Origin of the sequence: Pseudobutyrivibrio xylanivorans DSM 14809 (assembly GCF_900141825.1) — a bacterium.
GTDB lineage: Bacteria > Bacillota > Clostridia > Lachnospirales > Lachnospiraceae > Pseudobutyrivibrio > Pseudobutyrivibrio xylanivorans.
In genome coordinates, this window is sequence record NZ_FQYQ01000013.1 from 1 (window position 1) to 14,539 (window position 14,539).

A 14,539-nucleotide genomic window follows, 5' to 3' on the forward strand; every position below is an offset into this window, starting at 1 on the left:
AACAACATAGAGAGCCGTAGTCGGATTTTTTTCCATCAGAGCATCGACTCAGCGAGGGAGCATAATGACGCCCCTTTATGGATAAGCAGAACGAAGGAATTAAGGACCCTGGAATCAGGTGATCCCGTATGACATGGGAGGTTAGGCTGCCGTAAGGACTTGGGGATAAGAAGGGCCAATCATAGTGATAATAAGACGACGTCTTATTAAGTGCACCCCAAATACCTGTATATCCGTAGTTTTGGCCGTGGGGAATGGCATGGACTTAGATAGCTTCATCTATGTGACTATGAAAAAGTGAGAAAAAGTGAGTTAACAAGAGATAAAACAAGATTAATATGGGAGGTGTTCTTGTGTTAATAAAGATTGACGAAGATGAAAGAGTAATCGTATTATGGGAAAGACTAATGATATTGAGAGGTAAGTTCTATGACTGAAAAAAGAGTATGTACCCGTTGCTTATTGAGGGATATGATTGATGCCGATATGGGGATGATAGAAAAATATAGGTCGGCTTTAAAGGCGGAGGACACTGTGGATGATGCAGAATATGAAAGACGTCTTGGAATCTGTACCAGCTGCGAGAAGCTAAATGAAGGTACCTGTATGTCCTGCGGATGTTATGTGGAGCTCAGGGCAGCAGCTAAAGTATCTAGATGTCCTAACAAGAAGTGGTAAGAGAAAACGGGTAAGCGAAAATCTATTTAGTACCTATATGGTGAACAAGCATATAAAAATGGAAGAAAACTAAAAATTATATGCTTGGAGAAGGAGATTATATAGGGATTTAATCTGTTCAAGCATATAAAAAAGAAAAAAATTGAAAAATTATATGCTTAGAGAAGGAGATTATATAGGGATTTAATCTGCTCAAGCATATAAAAAAGAAAAAAATTGAAAAATTATATGCTTAGAGAAGGAGATTATATAGGGATTTAATCTGCTCAAGCATATAAAAAAGAAAAAAATTGAAAAATTATATGCTTAGAGAAGGAGATTATATAGGGATTTAATCTGCTCAAGCATATAAAAAAGAAAAAAATTGAAAAATTATATGCTTAGAGAAGGAGATTATATAGGGATTTAATCTGCTCAAGCATATAAAAAAGAAAAAAATTGAAAAATTATATGCTTAGAGAAGAAGGTTACATAGGAATTAAACCTGTTCAAGCATATAAAAATGCAAAAAAATAGAAAATTATATGCGTGGAGCAAGAATTAAGATTTTTGGGATTTAATAGCTCCCCAGACAATACTACAAATATTTTAGAGAAAATTAAAATATTTATTGAAAACATAAAATTGATTTGATATATTGAATTCATCGGTTGAGGATTATCCTCATCTACTAAGCATATTTAATAGGGGCTTGATGCTTAGCGATAAGACAAATATGGAGGATGAACCATGAAAAGATTTCTTTCATGTGTTCTGGCTATTTCTATGGCAGGTGGTCTTGTGGCGTGCTCAGGCTCAGATTCAGAAGTGAAAAACTATACGGTCAGCTATGATGGCATTGCCACTGGCGACGTTTCTTCGGGCGTTTCTGTCCATGACCCATCAATCCTAGAAGTAGACGGAACATATTATATTTATGGCTCTCATATGACAGCAGCAAAAAGTGATGATTTGCTTAGCTGGAAGAAGGTAGCTGATGGCTACAACAAAACTAATCCGGTCTACGGCCAGATTTATGATGTAAAGGAAAAATCCTTTGCCTATGCAGGCAGCAAGGACAGTATTATTAAAACTGATGATGGCAAGACCCATGTGTGGGCACCGGATGTAATTTACAACGAGTCCATGGGAAAATATGTGATGTATTATTGCACCACAAGTACATTTAATGCATCAAACCTCTGCTTTGGAATAAGTGATTCTCCAGAGGGTCCGTTTGAATGGCAGGGAGCTTTGATTTATTCAGGCTTTACAAATAAAAATATAGATGCCACAGACGTTCTTGATTATGTGGATGAAGACTATGCAAAGAAGCACTACATAAAGGGTGGCGCTTATAATTACGAGGACTATCCAAACGCCATCGATCCAACAATTTTCTATGATAAGGATGGCAGGATGTGGATGACCTATGGTTCGTGGTCTGGTGGAATTTATCTGTTGGAACTCGATCCTAAAACAGGCTATGTGATTCACCCGGAAGCTGATGAAGCAAATAGGGTAGACGCCTATTTTGGTAAAAAGCTTCTAGGTGGTGGACATATTTCCATCGAAGGACCGTACATTATGTATGACGCAAATACGGATTATTATTATTTGTTTGTATCTTACGGTGGTCTAACCTCAACTGGTGGATACCAGATGCGCGTTTTCCGTTCAAAGACTGTTGATGGAGATTATGTAGATATGAATGGCGCTTATCCTGAAAAGAGTGCACTTCATCAGAACTTTGGACTTAAGCTTTCAGGAAATTATAAGCTTCCAAGTATAGACAAGGCATACATGGCAACAGGTCATAACTCAGCCTTTGTAGATTCGGATGGAAAAGAGTATATCGTTTATCACACCCGCTTTAATGACGGCGGTGAGGGGCATTCTCCAAGAGTGCATCAAATGCTGATGAATGAAGAGGGATGGCCATGCGAACTTCCATATCAGACTCAGGGGGAGACTGTTTCTAAGGCAGGATATGACAAGAAAGAGGTTGTTGGCCGTTACTTTGTAGTTAATCAGGGAACAGATATCTCCAGCGATATCGCAAATCCGATAATTGTTTATCTTAACAAGGATGGAAGCTGTGATGGCAAGGAAGTAAGTGGTAAATGGGAAATGAAGGATGGCACTTACTATATGACTATTACTATTGATGGACAGGATTATAGTGGTGTTTTTTGCCAGATGAAAGATGAAGCTGGCACAGATGTAATGACATTCTCGGCTGTTGGGAACAATCAGTCGGTTTGGGGCGTAATGTATGATGATAAATAATAAGGGAGATTATAAGTAATTATGGATAAGAATTTTGAATACAATAAACCGTGGATATTGCAGCGTGCAGATCCATATGTATACAGACACACAGATGGAAAGTATTATTTTACTGCTTCAGTGCCAGAGTATGACAGGATAGTTTTGCGCTGTAGCGACACTCTTGAAGGGCTTAAGGATGAGTCAGAACTTGAGGTTTGGCATAGACATGAGTTAGGTCCGATGTCCAAGCATATTTGGGCTCCAGAAATCCACTTCCTTTTTGGAAAATGGTATATCTATTTCGCAGGAGGTGAAATGGAGGATATATGGAAAATTCGTCCATACGTATTGGAATGCCAGGGACCAGATCCTATGAAAGATCCTTGGGTTGAAAAGGGAAAGATTACCAGAGCTGAGACAGATGAATTCTCTTTTGAAGCCTTTTCTTTGGATGCTACTGTATTTGAGAATAAGGGTGTCTGGTATTATATTTGGGCTGAGAAAGTTGGTGTTGGAAAACAGATTTCAAATCTTTATATCGCCCGTATGAAAAATGGATATACTTTGGAGACTGACCAGGTGCTTCTCACTACTCCTGATTATGACTGGGAGCGTCATGGATACTGGGTAAATGAAGGACCATCTGTAATTATTAGAGATGGCAAAGTGTTTATGACATATTCAGCCAGCGATACAGGTGTAAATTATTGCATGGGAATGCTGACTGCTGATGCAGACAGTGATTTGCTTGATCCACTTTCGTGGAAGAAGGAGAGATATCCTGTATTGGCATCATCACCTGAACATGTGGTATATGGTCCAGGCCATAATTCATTTACTGTGGATGAGGAAGGCAATGATATTCTTGTTTATCATGCCAGAACTGAAACAGAGATAGTGGGAGACCCACTGTATAATCCTAACAGGCATGCGATGCTAATGAAGTTCCAGTTTATAGATGGGAAACCTGTATTTAAGTTTTAGGACAATAAAGAAGCCAGTCTGTAGTTGACAAGCTCATAGATTTCTCAAGCGGAGAAATACTATGGCTTGTCAGCGTAACAGGCTGGCTATTTTTAATTATTCTATTGGCATATAATTTAATGATACTCTGATGTCCTGACTGTAATTTCCGAAAGTCTTTCCGAAGAGTGTTACACCTCCGATGTGGTCTGCATCATCATCTACAGCAATTCTAAAATCTAAAGGCTGGCCCTGTTTGATGTTTAAATCAGCGATAGTGAGATCTGAAATCTGAAGACCATCAATAAATGTGCCGTGCTTGTTTATAACAAGCAGCTTAAGCAATCCGTACTGATTCCAGTTCTGTGGCCACCAGTCTGGCGTAAACATTCCTAAGATATCTCCACCAAAATCTCCAGGGCTGGTCCACATACCAAGCTTGGTTCCGTTAAGATAGAAGCTGATATCGGAAGGCCAGTTGTTATCAACCCCTGGTGCCTCAGAAGAAATCTCAAAAGAGATGGAAATCTGAGTGATGCGATTGTTGCTAGGTACAAGATTAGGGAAAGAGTACTCCACAAATCCCTTTGTAAACCACATAATATCTGCATTGAATCTGTCTGGATGACTAAAGTATCGTGCATCATCGATTTCACCAATAACAGAGGTGCTGTTAGCAAGACCGCAGGTAGGGCAGATATCATATTTTGAAAACTGTCCAACTTTTATGTCTGTGGTAAATACATTTGTAAGATCCGCAGGCTTTTCTACTTCTATAACAATTTTATCCTGAATAACTGAACAAAGCTTTGAATTGCCGTGACTGGCAGATTCATTTGAGGTAGAAATAAGACCGCATTCCTCTAATTTTTTTATGTGGCCAGTGAGAGCACCATTGCTGAGATTGAGCTGTGTGGCCAGCTGGTTCATACTCATACGGTCATTTTCTAATAAGATATTAAGTATCTGGATTCGCACGTCTGAGCCTAAGGCTTTAAACAATTCTAGTCCTTCATCCAGGGAAGTGATATGAATCATCGTACTGCTCCTTTTAAATAATGAAAATTAGTTCATATAATTATAAAATATACGTAATTTAAGTGTCAATACAAATAGAATAAGGAATTAAATATTTTATAATAAATTAAAGATATGAAAAATTTAGCTATTTAAAGTGATGCAATGTATATTCAATTGGTAATAATGACTAAAAATATTGTGACGAATTTGTGGATAATAAAAGAACATCCAAAATAGTTTAGTTTTATCTAAAATAAATATTGACGTATGAATATCATGGCTTTATTATAATACCATAATCGTTAATGAGTTGTGCAGTTCAATTCACGGGCTAACAAGCCTCAGCCCTTGGATATATAAATTGCATAGCCAGACGCAAAAACATTTCTTTTAAAAACAAGGAGGAGAAGAATGAAGAAGAAATTGGTAAGTGCATTGCTTTGCACATCAATGGCAGCCAGCTTACTTGTTGGTTGTGGGGGAGCAGCATCAGAAGGCGGGGTAGATCCTGACGCTGTAGATGAAACAGAAGAAGTAGAAGCTGAGTCAGCAGAAGCTGAGGTAGTAACAAATACATTTGGTGATCCAAATGGTACTCATCTTGAGATGTGGACTTTCGTTGAGCTTCACGGACAGCATTACGGTGTAATGGCTGAGGAGTGGAACAAGCAGCATCCAGATAACACAATCGAAATTACATGTACAACATATCCATATGGCGATATGCACACAAAGCTTCTTACAGCTCTTGAAGCAGGAACAGGTGCTCCAGACATCTGTGACGTAGAAGTAGGTCAGTTCCCTAACGTAGTTGAAGGTCTTGATCAGTGGTTAGTTCCACTTAATGACTACGCAAAGGATTATCTTGATACAATGGTTACATCTCGTATGGAGACATACCAGGGCGAGGATGGAAATTATTACGGTGCTCCTTACCATGTAGGTGCTACAGTAATGTATTACAACGTAGCTGCTATGAGCGAAGCTATGGGACTTAGCCAGGACGAAGTTATTGCAAAGATTGATGCAGTAAAGACCTGGGATGATTACGCAAAGCTTGGTGAAGAGTATCTTGGTACAGTAAATGAAGAGGGTAAGTATTGGACATCAGTTGATACAGGCGGTGTTGATTGGCTCTGGATTGCAATGGCTGAAAACGGAGATGACTGGACAGGTGGATTTGATAATCCAGCAAACGTAAATATTGATTCAGTAAAGACAATGCTTACAATGCAGCAGGATTGGTTAAAGAGTGGTCTTGCAGAGGTTTCTCCAGATGGACACGTTGACCTTGAGGCTGGTTTCCAGAATATTATGGATCACAACATCGTTTCATTCCCTAAGGCAATGTGGTACATGTCACGTTTCACAAACTATATGCCTGATGAGAAGGGCAACTGGTACATTGCTAAGTGTCCTGTATTCAAGGCTGGACAGAAGTGCTCTGTAGGTATTGGTGGTACAGGTACAGTAGTAACACAGCAGTCTGAAAATAAGGATCTTGCAGCTGAGTTTACTTGCTGGGCAAAGATGTCTGAAGAAGGCGAGCAGCACATTTGGGATACACTTGGATTTGATGTATGTAATTCAGCTTTATGGAATGATGATGCATTCGCACATGATGATAACAACCAGTACAATCAGTTCTTTATAAATTATCCATATGATGTACTTAGCGATATTGGAATGGAAAACATCGGAAAGATTTCTGTTGTATCTATCAGCCCAACAATCAATGAGTACTTCTGCACAACAACACTTAATCAGGTTCTTGAAGATCCAGATTACTCTGTTGATGATGCACTTGAGGAAGCTCAGAATGCTGTCGATATGGAACAGTAGGAGATATTTATATGGATATAAATACAGCAAGGATGCCTGCCAGAGGGCAGGCATCCTCTTTTAAAAAGGTAGAAGGAGCAAAAGGCTTTATGAAGTTTAAGAAATTATTCTATTCTCAAAAGGTTGCACCATATGTTTTTGTTGTGCCTTTTGTCCTCAGTTTCTTTTTCTTTTGGGTTTATCCTCTTATCACAGCTTTTACTATGAGCTTTCAGGATATAGGAGCGATAAAATCTGATTGGGTTGGTTTTGCAAATTACGCAAAGCTTTTAAAGGATAATGTATTTCATATTGCAGTCTTTAACAGTGTAAAATACATGTTCTTCACATTAGTACTTCTTATTCCATTCCCAATGCTTTTTGCTGTTTTGATGGATAGCAATTTAGTAAAGGCAAAGGGTGTATGGAAAGCAGTTCTTTACATGCCAGCTTTAACATCAGTAGTTATTTCTGGTACATTATTCCGTCTCATGTTTACAGAGTACACAACAGGTCAGATGAATATGGTAACAGCGGCTCTTGGCCTTGGAACATATAAATGGTTAAAGATGGGCTGGTCAGGAATGCTTGCTCTTTTAATCGTAGCCTGCTGGAGATGGACAGGAGTAAATATGCTTTACTTCCTTTCAGGACTTAAATCTATTGATACAGCTCTTTATGAGGCTGCAGATATAGATGGAGCGTCAAGCTGGCAGAAGTTTAGATTTGTAACACTGCCTCTTTTAAAGCCAACAACAGTATACGTACTTACAATATCTGTATATGCAGGTCTTGCAATGTTCCTCGAGTCATACATGTTATGGGCAGGAAATTCATCACCAAACAATATCGGTCTTACTATCGTAGGATACCTGTATAAACGTGGTATTGAAAAGAATGATATGGGTTATGCCTGCGCTGTTGGTGTAGTGCTTCTAGTTGTAGCTCTCATCATCAACTTCGCACAGTTAATTTTTAATGGAACATTTAAGAAGGAGGAGCAGTAGTATGGCAAAGCAGAAAACTATGGCAGCCACTCCTCAAAGAAGAATAGGAACAATTCTAGGAACAGGCTTCTTTCTGATTCTTAGCTTGATTATCGTATTTCCGGTATTTGCAGGATTATTGGCATCATTTCGACCAGGCACACAGCTCATTCGTAGAGGTTTATCTATAGATTTAGATTTCTCTACAATGAATTTAAATAATTATACTTATTTATTTAGTGGTAATGCAGACAGCCAGAAGTACTTTATGTGGTACAAAAACTCACTCATTATCACAGTACTATCAGTGGCTCTTACACTTATTATTTGCTACTTTGTTGCATATGGACTTACAATGTACGATTTCAAATTTAAGAACCTTTTATTTACAATTGTACTCGCAACAATGATGGTACCATTTGAGATCCTTATGCTTCCATTATATAAGGAAATCATTGCACTTAAGTTGATTGACACCTACACAGGTGTAATCATAATAGGCGTGTGCAGCGCTTCAACAATTTTCTTCTTCAAGCAGTACCTGTCGGGTTTGCCAAAGGATTTATTGGATGCAGCGCGCATTGATGGCTGCAGTGAATATGGCATTTCGGTAAGAATAATCCTTCCACTTGCCAAACCAGCTTTTGCATCCATGGGTATTTTATGTGCAATGGGCAGCTGGAATGCCATCCTTTGGCCACTGCTTGTACTTAAAGGCGCAGAGAAGTTTACACTTCCAATTGGACTGAACACACTTCTTACACCATACGGAAATAACTATGATGTTCTTATTGCCGGTTCGATGTTCGGAATTTTACCTATTTTGGTAATTTTCTTAATCTTTAACAGATACATTATTGACGGAATGACTGCCGGTGCGGTAAAAGGTTAATAAACAATCGGAGATTGTTTATTAACCCTAATTGAAGGAGACATAATATAATGGCAAAATTAGTAATCAATAACGAAAATAAAAAATCCACAATCGCTCCAGAAATCTACGGTCATTTCTCAGAGCATCTGGGCAGATGTATCTACGAGGGACTTTATGTAGGAGAGAACTCAGACATTCCAAATGTAAATGGAATGCGTAAGGATGTTGTAGAGGCTCTTAGGGAAATGAAGGTGCCTGTACTTCGTTGGCCAGGTGGATGCTTCGCAGATGAGTATCACTGGATGGATGGTATTGGTCCAAAGGAAAAGCGTAAGAAGATGATTAACACTCACTGGGGTGGTGTAGTAGAAGATAACAGCTTCGGTACACACGAGTTCTTCGAGCTTTGTCGTCAGCTTGGATGTAAGACATACGTAAATGCGAATGTTGGTTCAGGCACAGTTCGTGAGATGAGTGAGTGGGTTGAGTATATGACATTTAACGGAGTATCTCCAATGGCAGATCTTCGTAAGGAAAATGGTCATGAAGAGCCATGGGTAGTTGATTACCTTGGCGTTGGTAACGAGAACTGGGGATGCGGCGGAAATATGCGCCCACAGTTTTATGCTGATGAATACAGACGTTATCAGACATATGTTAGAAATTACAATGGCAACAAGCCAATCGCAAAGATTTGCTGCGGTGCCAATGTAGATGATTATCACTGGACAAAGGAGGTTCTTGATACCTGCTTTGATCATACACCAGAGCACTTCCATGGATTTATGGATGGTCTTTCTCTTCATTATTATACCCTCCCAGAGACAGAGGATGACTGGAACTTCAAGGGAAGTGCAACAGATTTCACAGAGGAGGTATTCTACCAGACTCTTAAGAGATCTTACTTTATGGAAGAGCTTATCAATAAGCATGGTGCAATTATGGACACTTACGACCCAGATAAGAAGATTGGCATGATGATTGATGAGTGGGGTATCTGGACAGATGTTGAGCCAGGTACTAATCCAGGCTTCTTATATCAGCAGAATACAATGCGTGATGCCTTAGTAGCTGGTATGAACCTTAATATCTTCAATAAGCATTCTGACAGAGTAAAGATGGCATGTATTGCTCAGATGATTAACGTACTTCAGTCAGTAATGCTTACAGATGGCGAAAAGATGATTAAAACCCCTACATATTACGTCTTCAAAATGTATCGTCATCACCAGGGAGCTACACTTCTTGATTCAAGCCTTGTTGGAAACGGCACAGTTGGATCAGAGAAGAATGAACTTCCTAAGGTATTCGAATCAGTATCAGAAGATGCTGATGGTGTTATCACAATTACTCTTACAAACAATTCTCTTGAGTCAGCAGAGGATGTGGAGATTCAGCTTACAAAGGATGGTGCTTCATACAAGGTATGTGAGGCAGTATTTGTATCTGGAAAGATGAACGCTTACAACACATTTGAGAATCCTGAGGTTGTTAAGGAAGAAGAGTTCAAGGATTTCAATAGAACTCCTAATGGTATCACAGTTAAGCTTCCAGCTTGTTCAGTTGTTAGCATCAGAATCAAGAAGTAAATTGAACTAACTTTTTTTCATTCTTAAAATAATAGTGGCAGAGCAAAATGCTCTGCCACATTTTTTTATCTCCAACCGCCGAAGAAGAAATTGAAAATTTTTGTCTGAATCACCTGTAAGTGTTGTTTTATAACTGGAAGAACGTTCTGAACCTGTGGACAGTATTTCTTTACAATAGGAACAACCACACAATTTACAAACTCATTAATTTTCTTATCGATGCATTTTACAGTTTCTTTTTGTTCGTCACTAAGAACATCGGTAGATGGCTTTGCTGGTTCTGTTGGTGTATCGATAGCTGGCTCCTCTGGAGTATCTGGATTATCAATTACTGGCTCTTCAGGAGTGTCTGGCTCGTCTGGCTCAGTTGGCTCTTCTGGTTCTGTTGGGGCACTTGGATCGGTGCCTAGAGTTTCAGGATTAACAGTTGATGTGATATCTGCATACTCATCATTTACGAGAGTAACTGTGTAAGATTTCTCAGGAATGAGTTCATCTTCAACAGTGTATTTTATAACGCCGTTTACTACTGTTACAGGAGCCTTGTCAACAACTGTTACTGACTGACGACCCTCTTTGTATGAAAGAGAAAGGGTAGTATTCTGAAGCACTGTGTCGATACCTGAAATGATAAGCTCCTTGTTATTATTCTCATTAAAGAATGTGCTAAGAGCTGAGCTATCATATGTAGCTTTTACCTTGACTGGAGTTTCAAACTTAAAGCTGTAAACATCAGAAGCTGTAAGGTAATCTACTGAAGTGATGGATCCACCTTCAAAGGATACTGCTGAATTGGTATCAGGTGAGAATGCGATTTCATATGTAGAAACCCATAACTCCTTAAGATGTCTTACGCCCATAGAAATAGGATTTCCATTTGCATCAGTACCGCGAAGGATTGCACCATGAACTGAGTTATTAATAGCGTAAATATCGTTGTCTCTTGTTCTTCTAAGGTAGCTTGTAGTTGGCTCCATAACCTCGAGCTGGTAAGTTCCATATCTTGTGTAATACTTTAACTCACCTTCAGCATCGTTGATTGAAACGCTCTTTCTGATTACCGCATTTTTGAATTCACTTCCATCATAAGGAAGATAATATGATGGAATATCGTTATTTTCATTTAATGTAATCTTTAAAAGATTTGCATAAGAATCATTATCAAGCTTGTCTGCTGAATCAAGAATTGCTGCTTTTACATAGTCTTCTTTTGAAACAGCTACGTTTGCATTTTTAAGTCCGTAAATCTGGTAGCCATCGTCAGTAACTTCTGAAACATTTGTGCTTGTAAATAGGTTACTCTTGCCCTTTGTAGCAGATGATACTGCATCATATTCAGGGGCAGATGTTTGTCCGCGATAAAGGTCTGTATAGGATGCTTCGTAGGTTCCGTAAAGCTTTCCGGAAAGATTTGCTGTGGTGTAATAGTAAACATCAGAGTCATCAATTTCTGTGAAAGAAGAGAAACCAGTTTGCGTTTTTTCTTCATCTGTGTTCTCTAAAACAATTGCTGAATCAGGTGTGAGGTCATCACTGTTGGCTAAGAAATAGTAGGTCTCGTCATTGATTGTAATTTTAGAAGCTGTAACCTCCTGAAGGTCTTCAGATGCATCATCAACATCTTCAGATTCATTTACATTTTCATCAGCTTCTACATATGCTTCAACATCTGCTTCTACATCTTCATCTGCTTCTGCTAGCGCAAGTTCTTCAACATCCTGAGTATCCTCATCAGCGACAGGTGGTTCTGCCTCTACTACAACATCCTCAGTAATTTCAGCAGCAGATACTGAAACTGGAAGTGATGTCAGCGCAAGTCCAAATGCAAGGAACTGGGCTAAAACTTTTCTTTTCATATTAATCCTCCTAAATTATATTTTGTCCGTTAGTATTCACTAACCCTACCGTAGTCAAATATAACACAAGTTAGAAATACCTAACAACTGTTATTTACACTATTATTTGGATAAAAATTATCGTTATTACGTATTGACTCTGAAATTATGAAATGATAATATCCGAAAAGTTAGTGGAATCTAACGATGGTTATATAAATCTAAATATAATTAGGAGGAATAATATTATGAGAAAGAAGATGTATTTATCCCTTATGTCAGTTATGGCATTAGGACTTATTGGTTGCGGAGCTAATGAGGCAGCTGTTGATACAGAAAGTGTGGAGGTAGCTGAGGAAGAGGTGACTCAGGCTGCAAGTTTACTTGATCCAAATACAGAGTATGTATTTGGTACAGCAACACTTTCATATGCTGAGTTTTATTCAGGGGATGTTTCGAGTGTAGATTCTTATGATGCAGTAGCATCTGCAACAACTGGAAAGTCAGAGATTTTCCCAAATATGGTTACAGATTTTGTAGATGAGACAACTAATGCAGATGGATACCACATCACAGGTGTTAAGAATGTAAATGTGGCAGTTCCTGCAGATCAGGTAGAAGCTTACAAGTCTATCAATGACAGCTTTGTAGAGGCTGATGCTGAGCCAGAGCAGTACAAGGTTGTTACAGTAGAAGATGGCAAGGCTACATATTCAGAGACAAATTTTGCAGTAGCTGACACAGTAACAGATGCAGATGCACAGCTTCTTACAGGAACAGTTTGGGGCGATTATGAGATTGATATTTTAGAGACATCTACTTCTTATATTAAGAACACAAGAGAGGATGGAGACTTTAAGATTGATGGAAATATTCAAGGTATCATCCTCGAGACAGAGTCTGGTCTTAAGGTAGGTATGGAGTACCTTCAGAGCGTATGGGTTCAGCCATATGAGATTTCATTTAACGTAGCTTCTGATAACACACACAATCAGAGAATGACTTTTGATAACCTTGACGAGCTTAGCAAGCTTGAAAAGGAGACAGTAACAAAGGTTACATTCATCAATCAGAATGACACATATGTATATGAGCTTGATGGAGTTTATGTAAAGCCTGTATATAAGGATGCAAGGGCAACAGCTGTAGTAGACGAAAAGGCTGAGACAATTACTTTATCAGATGTCCCTGAAGATCTTGAGAATCCTACAGTAACTGCTACTTATGTAGTAGGCGAAGGCAGAGAGGCTATCAGAACTGAGGTATGTTCTGTGGCAGCTGCTGACTCAGTTCAGATGGATTCTGCTGCTCTTAAGGAGGCAAAGGCTGCTGGAGAGGGAAGCTATACAATTGTTATTTCTAGTGATAACTATGCAAATATAGCAGTGGTAACAGAGTAATGGTATTTTTAATCTCTTTGTGCCTTGCACTGATTTTCATCCTTGTATGTGGTGACAGCTTAAAAAAGAATCCAGTTCCTTTTTACATAGGAACATTCGCAATTTCCTTTCTATCTATCTTTGCAGCATGGTCAGATATGGCCATGCCTGCATTGATAGAAAATTGGATTATTCCAATAGTTGCAGGAGGTGGACTGACTGGCGCATTTTTCGCAATAGTAATGTATGCCGGCGCATTTCCAAACCGAAGCCTTGGTGCAAAGACATTTATTCCACTGAGAGGACCGCTTTCGATTATTGCTTCTATTAATGGATTGGGACACAGTGTTGCTTATGGCCTGTCCTATTATAAGAAGGCTTTGAATGGTTTTTCGGAATTAAGTACTAGCCTGATTATTTTTATCGTTCTTTCTACAATAATGACCCTGATAATGATTCCACTTTTCATAACATCATTTGTATCTGTCAGAAGAAAGATGAAGGCTGTTACATGGAAGAAGTTGCAAAGAATGGCATATATTTTCTATGCACTTTTATTTGTCCATGTAATGATGCTTATGGTTCCACCTGCTCTTAAGGGCAGCAAGGGATATGATATTACAGTTTTTGTATATGTATTCATCTATCTAAGCTATCTGGTATGTAGATTGGCAAAAGCAACTGGTGCCACCGCAGAAAAGCTTCCAAGGAAACAGATGGTTTTGGTTAGCCTTTCACTCCTAGTAGCAACTTCAACTGTTGCTGTTATAAATGCCAATATTGAAAAGCCAGAAGAAAAGCCAGATGAAAAACTTGCATCAGAGAAGATTGAGCAGACCACAGATTTATCTGCCACAAATACTCTTAAAGATGGTACATTTACTGGCGAAGGAATGGGTAATAATGGTACAATAGCAGTTGAAGTTACCATTACAGGTGGAGAAATTTCTGATATCGTCTTTACGAAGTTTAGTGATGATGCAGAATACTTTGATGTAGAAAAAGATGGCAAGGAGATGATTGACCAGGTACTTCAAGCTCAGAGTGCAGATGTGGATACAATTGCGGGTGCCACATACTCTTCAGAGGGCTTTTTAGCCGCAGTTAAAGATGCTCTGAAACAGGCTGGTCAGTGAGAATAATG

11 protein-coding genes are annotated in these 14,539 nt (G+C 38.9%); 9 read left to right on the top strand and 2 right to left on the bottom strand.

Annotated features, from left to right (window positions below; genetic code table 11):
- The first annotated feature begins 429 nt into the window (after positions 1 to 429).
- The 3 genes from BUA88_RS09990 (at position 430) to BUA88_RS10000 (ending at position 3,912) form a co-directional block, all read left to right on the top strand.
- Positions 430 to 678 (top strand): DUF6171 family protein, encoded by a 249-nt coding sequence (locus BUA88_RS09990; RefSeq protein ID WP_072917129.1) that lies wholly within the window; start codon positions 430 to 432, stop codon positions 676 to 678.
- A gap of 729 nt (positions 679 to 1,407) precedes the next feature.
- Positions 1,408 to 2,946, top strand: a complete 1,539-nt coding sequence (locus BUA88_RS09995) for a glycoside hydrolase family 43 protein (protein ID WP_072917132.1) — start codon at positions 1,408 to 1,410, stop codon at positions 2,944 to 2,946.
- Positions 2,947 to 2,967: 21 nt separating this feature from the next.
- A complete protein-coding gene (locus BUA88_RS10000) occupies positions 2,968 to 3,912 on the top strand; it encodes a glycoside hydrolase family 43 protein (RefSeq protein WP_072917135.1) in 945 nt (314 codons plus the stop codon).
- A 96-nt stretch (positions 3,913 to 4,008) separates the two neighbouring features.
- Here the strand turns inward: BUA88_RS10000 and BUA88_RS10005 are convergent, their stop codons facing one another.
- Positions 4,009 to 4,929, bottom strand: coding sequence for an ArsR/SmtB family transcription factor (locus BUA88_RS10005; protein ID WP_072917138.1), 921 nt, complete (start codon positions 4,927 to 4,929; stop codon positions 4,009 to 4,011).
- Positions 4,930 to 5,322: 393 nt separating this feature from the next.
- On the opposite strand from BUA88_RS10005, the gene BUA88_RS10010 reads away from it, so the two are divergent.
- The 4 genes from BUA88_RS10010 to BUA88_RS10025 all read left to right on the top strand — a co-directional run bounded on the left by BUA88_RS10010 (position 5,323) and on the right by BUA88_RS10025 (position 10,181).
- The gene (locus BUA88_RS10010; protein WP_072917142.1) at positions 5,323 to 6,753 is read left to right on the top strand and encodes an ABC transporter substrate-binding protein; all 1,431 of its coding nucleotides are present in this window, start codon (positions 5,323 to 5,325) and stop codon (positions 6,751 to 6,753) included.
- A gap of 89 nt (positions 6,754 to 6,842) precedes the next feature.
- Positions 6,843 to 7,739: a carbohydrate ABC transporter permease gene (locus BUA88_RS10015; protein ID WP_028246552.1), complete on the top strand. Its 897-nt coding sequence runs from the start codon at positions 6,843 to 6,845 to the stop codon at positions 7,737 to 7,739.
- Position 7,740: 1 nt separating this feature from the next.
- Positions 7,741 to 8,610, top strand: coding sequence for a carbohydrate ABC transporter permease (locus BUA88_RS10020; RefSeq protein WP_242939608.1), 870 nt, complete (start codon positions 7,741 to 7,743; stop codon positions 8,608 to 8,610).
- Positions 8,611 to 8,660: 50 nt separating this feature from the next.
- The gene (locus BUA88_RS10025) at positions 8,661 to 10,181 is read left to right on the top strand and encodes an alpha-N-arabinofuranosidase (RefSeq protein ID WP_072917145.1); all 1,521 of its coding nucleotides are present in this window, start codon (positions 8,661 to 8,663) and stop codon (positions 10,179 to 10,181) included.
- A 65-nt stretch (positions 10,182 to 10,246) separates the two neighbouring features.
- On the opposite strand, the gene BUA88_RS16160 is transcribed toward BUA88_RS10025, so the two are convergent.
- Positions 10,247 to 12,037 carry a hypothetical protein gene (locus BUA88_RS16160; RefSeq protein ID WP_072917148.1) on the bottom strand — a complete coding sequence of 597 codons (1,791 nt, stop codon included), beginning with the start codon at positions 12,035 to 12,037 and terminating at the stop codon, positions 10,247 to 10,249.
- 227 nt (positions 12,038 to 12,264) lie between these two features.
- On the opposite strand from BUA88_RS16160, the gene BUA88_RS10035 reads away from it, so the two are divergent.
- The gene (locus BUA88_RS10035) at positions 12,265 to 13,416 is read left to right on the top strand and encodes a hypothetical protein (RefSeq protein ID WP_072917151.1); all 1,152 of its coding nucleotides are present in this window, start codon (positions 12,265 to 12,267) and stop codon (positions 13,414 to 13,416) included.
- Complete coding sequence (locus BUA88_RS10040) at positions 13,416 to 14,531, top strand: FMN-binding protein (RefSeq protein ID WP_072917154.1); 1,116 nt, start codon at positions 13,416 to 13,418, stop codon at positions 14,529 to 14,531. Before BUA88_RS10035 ends, BUA88_RS10040 begins: the two co-directional genes overlap by 1 nt.
- Positions 14,532 to 14,539: the final 8 nt, after the last annotated feature.

Coding starts and splice junctions, on each gene's coding strand:
- BUA88_RS09990 (WP_072917129.1), top strand. CDS start 430: ATGACTGAAAAAAGAGTATGTACCCGTTGCTTATTGAGGGATATGATT.
- BUA88_RS09995 (WP_072917132.1), top strand. CDS start 1,408: ATGAAAAGATTTCTTTCATGTGTTCTGGCTATTTCTATGGCAGGTGGT.
- BUA88_RS10000 (WP_072917135.1), top strand. CDS start 2,968: ATGGATAAGAATTTTGAATACAATAAACCGTGGATATTGCAGCGTGCA.
- BUA88_RS10005 (WP_072917138.1), bottom strand. CDS start 4,929: ATGATTCATATCACTTCCCTGGATGAAGGACTAGAATTGTTTAAAGCC.
- BUA88_RS10010 (WP_072917142.1), top strand. CDS start 5,323: ATGAAGAAGAAATTGGTAAGTGCATTGCTTTGCACATCAATGGCAGCC.
- BUA88_RS10015 (WP_028246552.1), top strand. CDS start 6,843: ATGAAGTTTAAGAAATTATTCTATTCTCAAAAGGTTGCACCATATGTT.
- BUA88_RS10020 (WP_242939608.1), top strand. CDS start 7,741: ATGGCAAAGCAGAAAACTATGGCAGCCACTCCTCAAAGAAGAATAGGA.
- BUA88_RS10025 (WP_072917145.1), top strand. CDS start 8,661: ATGGCAAAATTAGTAATCAATAACGAAAATAAAAAATCCACAATCGCT.
- BUA88_RS16160 (WP_072917148.1), bottom strand. CDS start 12,037: ATGAAAAGAAAAGTTTTAGCCCAGTTCCTTGCATTTGGACTTGCGCTG.
- BUA88_RS10035 (WP_072917151.1), top strand. CDS start 12,265: ATGAGAAAGAAGATGTATTTATCCCTTATGTCAGTTATGGCATTAGGA.
- BUA88_RS10040 (WP_072917154.1), top strand. CDS start 13,416: ATGGTATTTTTAATCTCTTTGTGCCTTGCACTGATTTTCATCCTTGTA.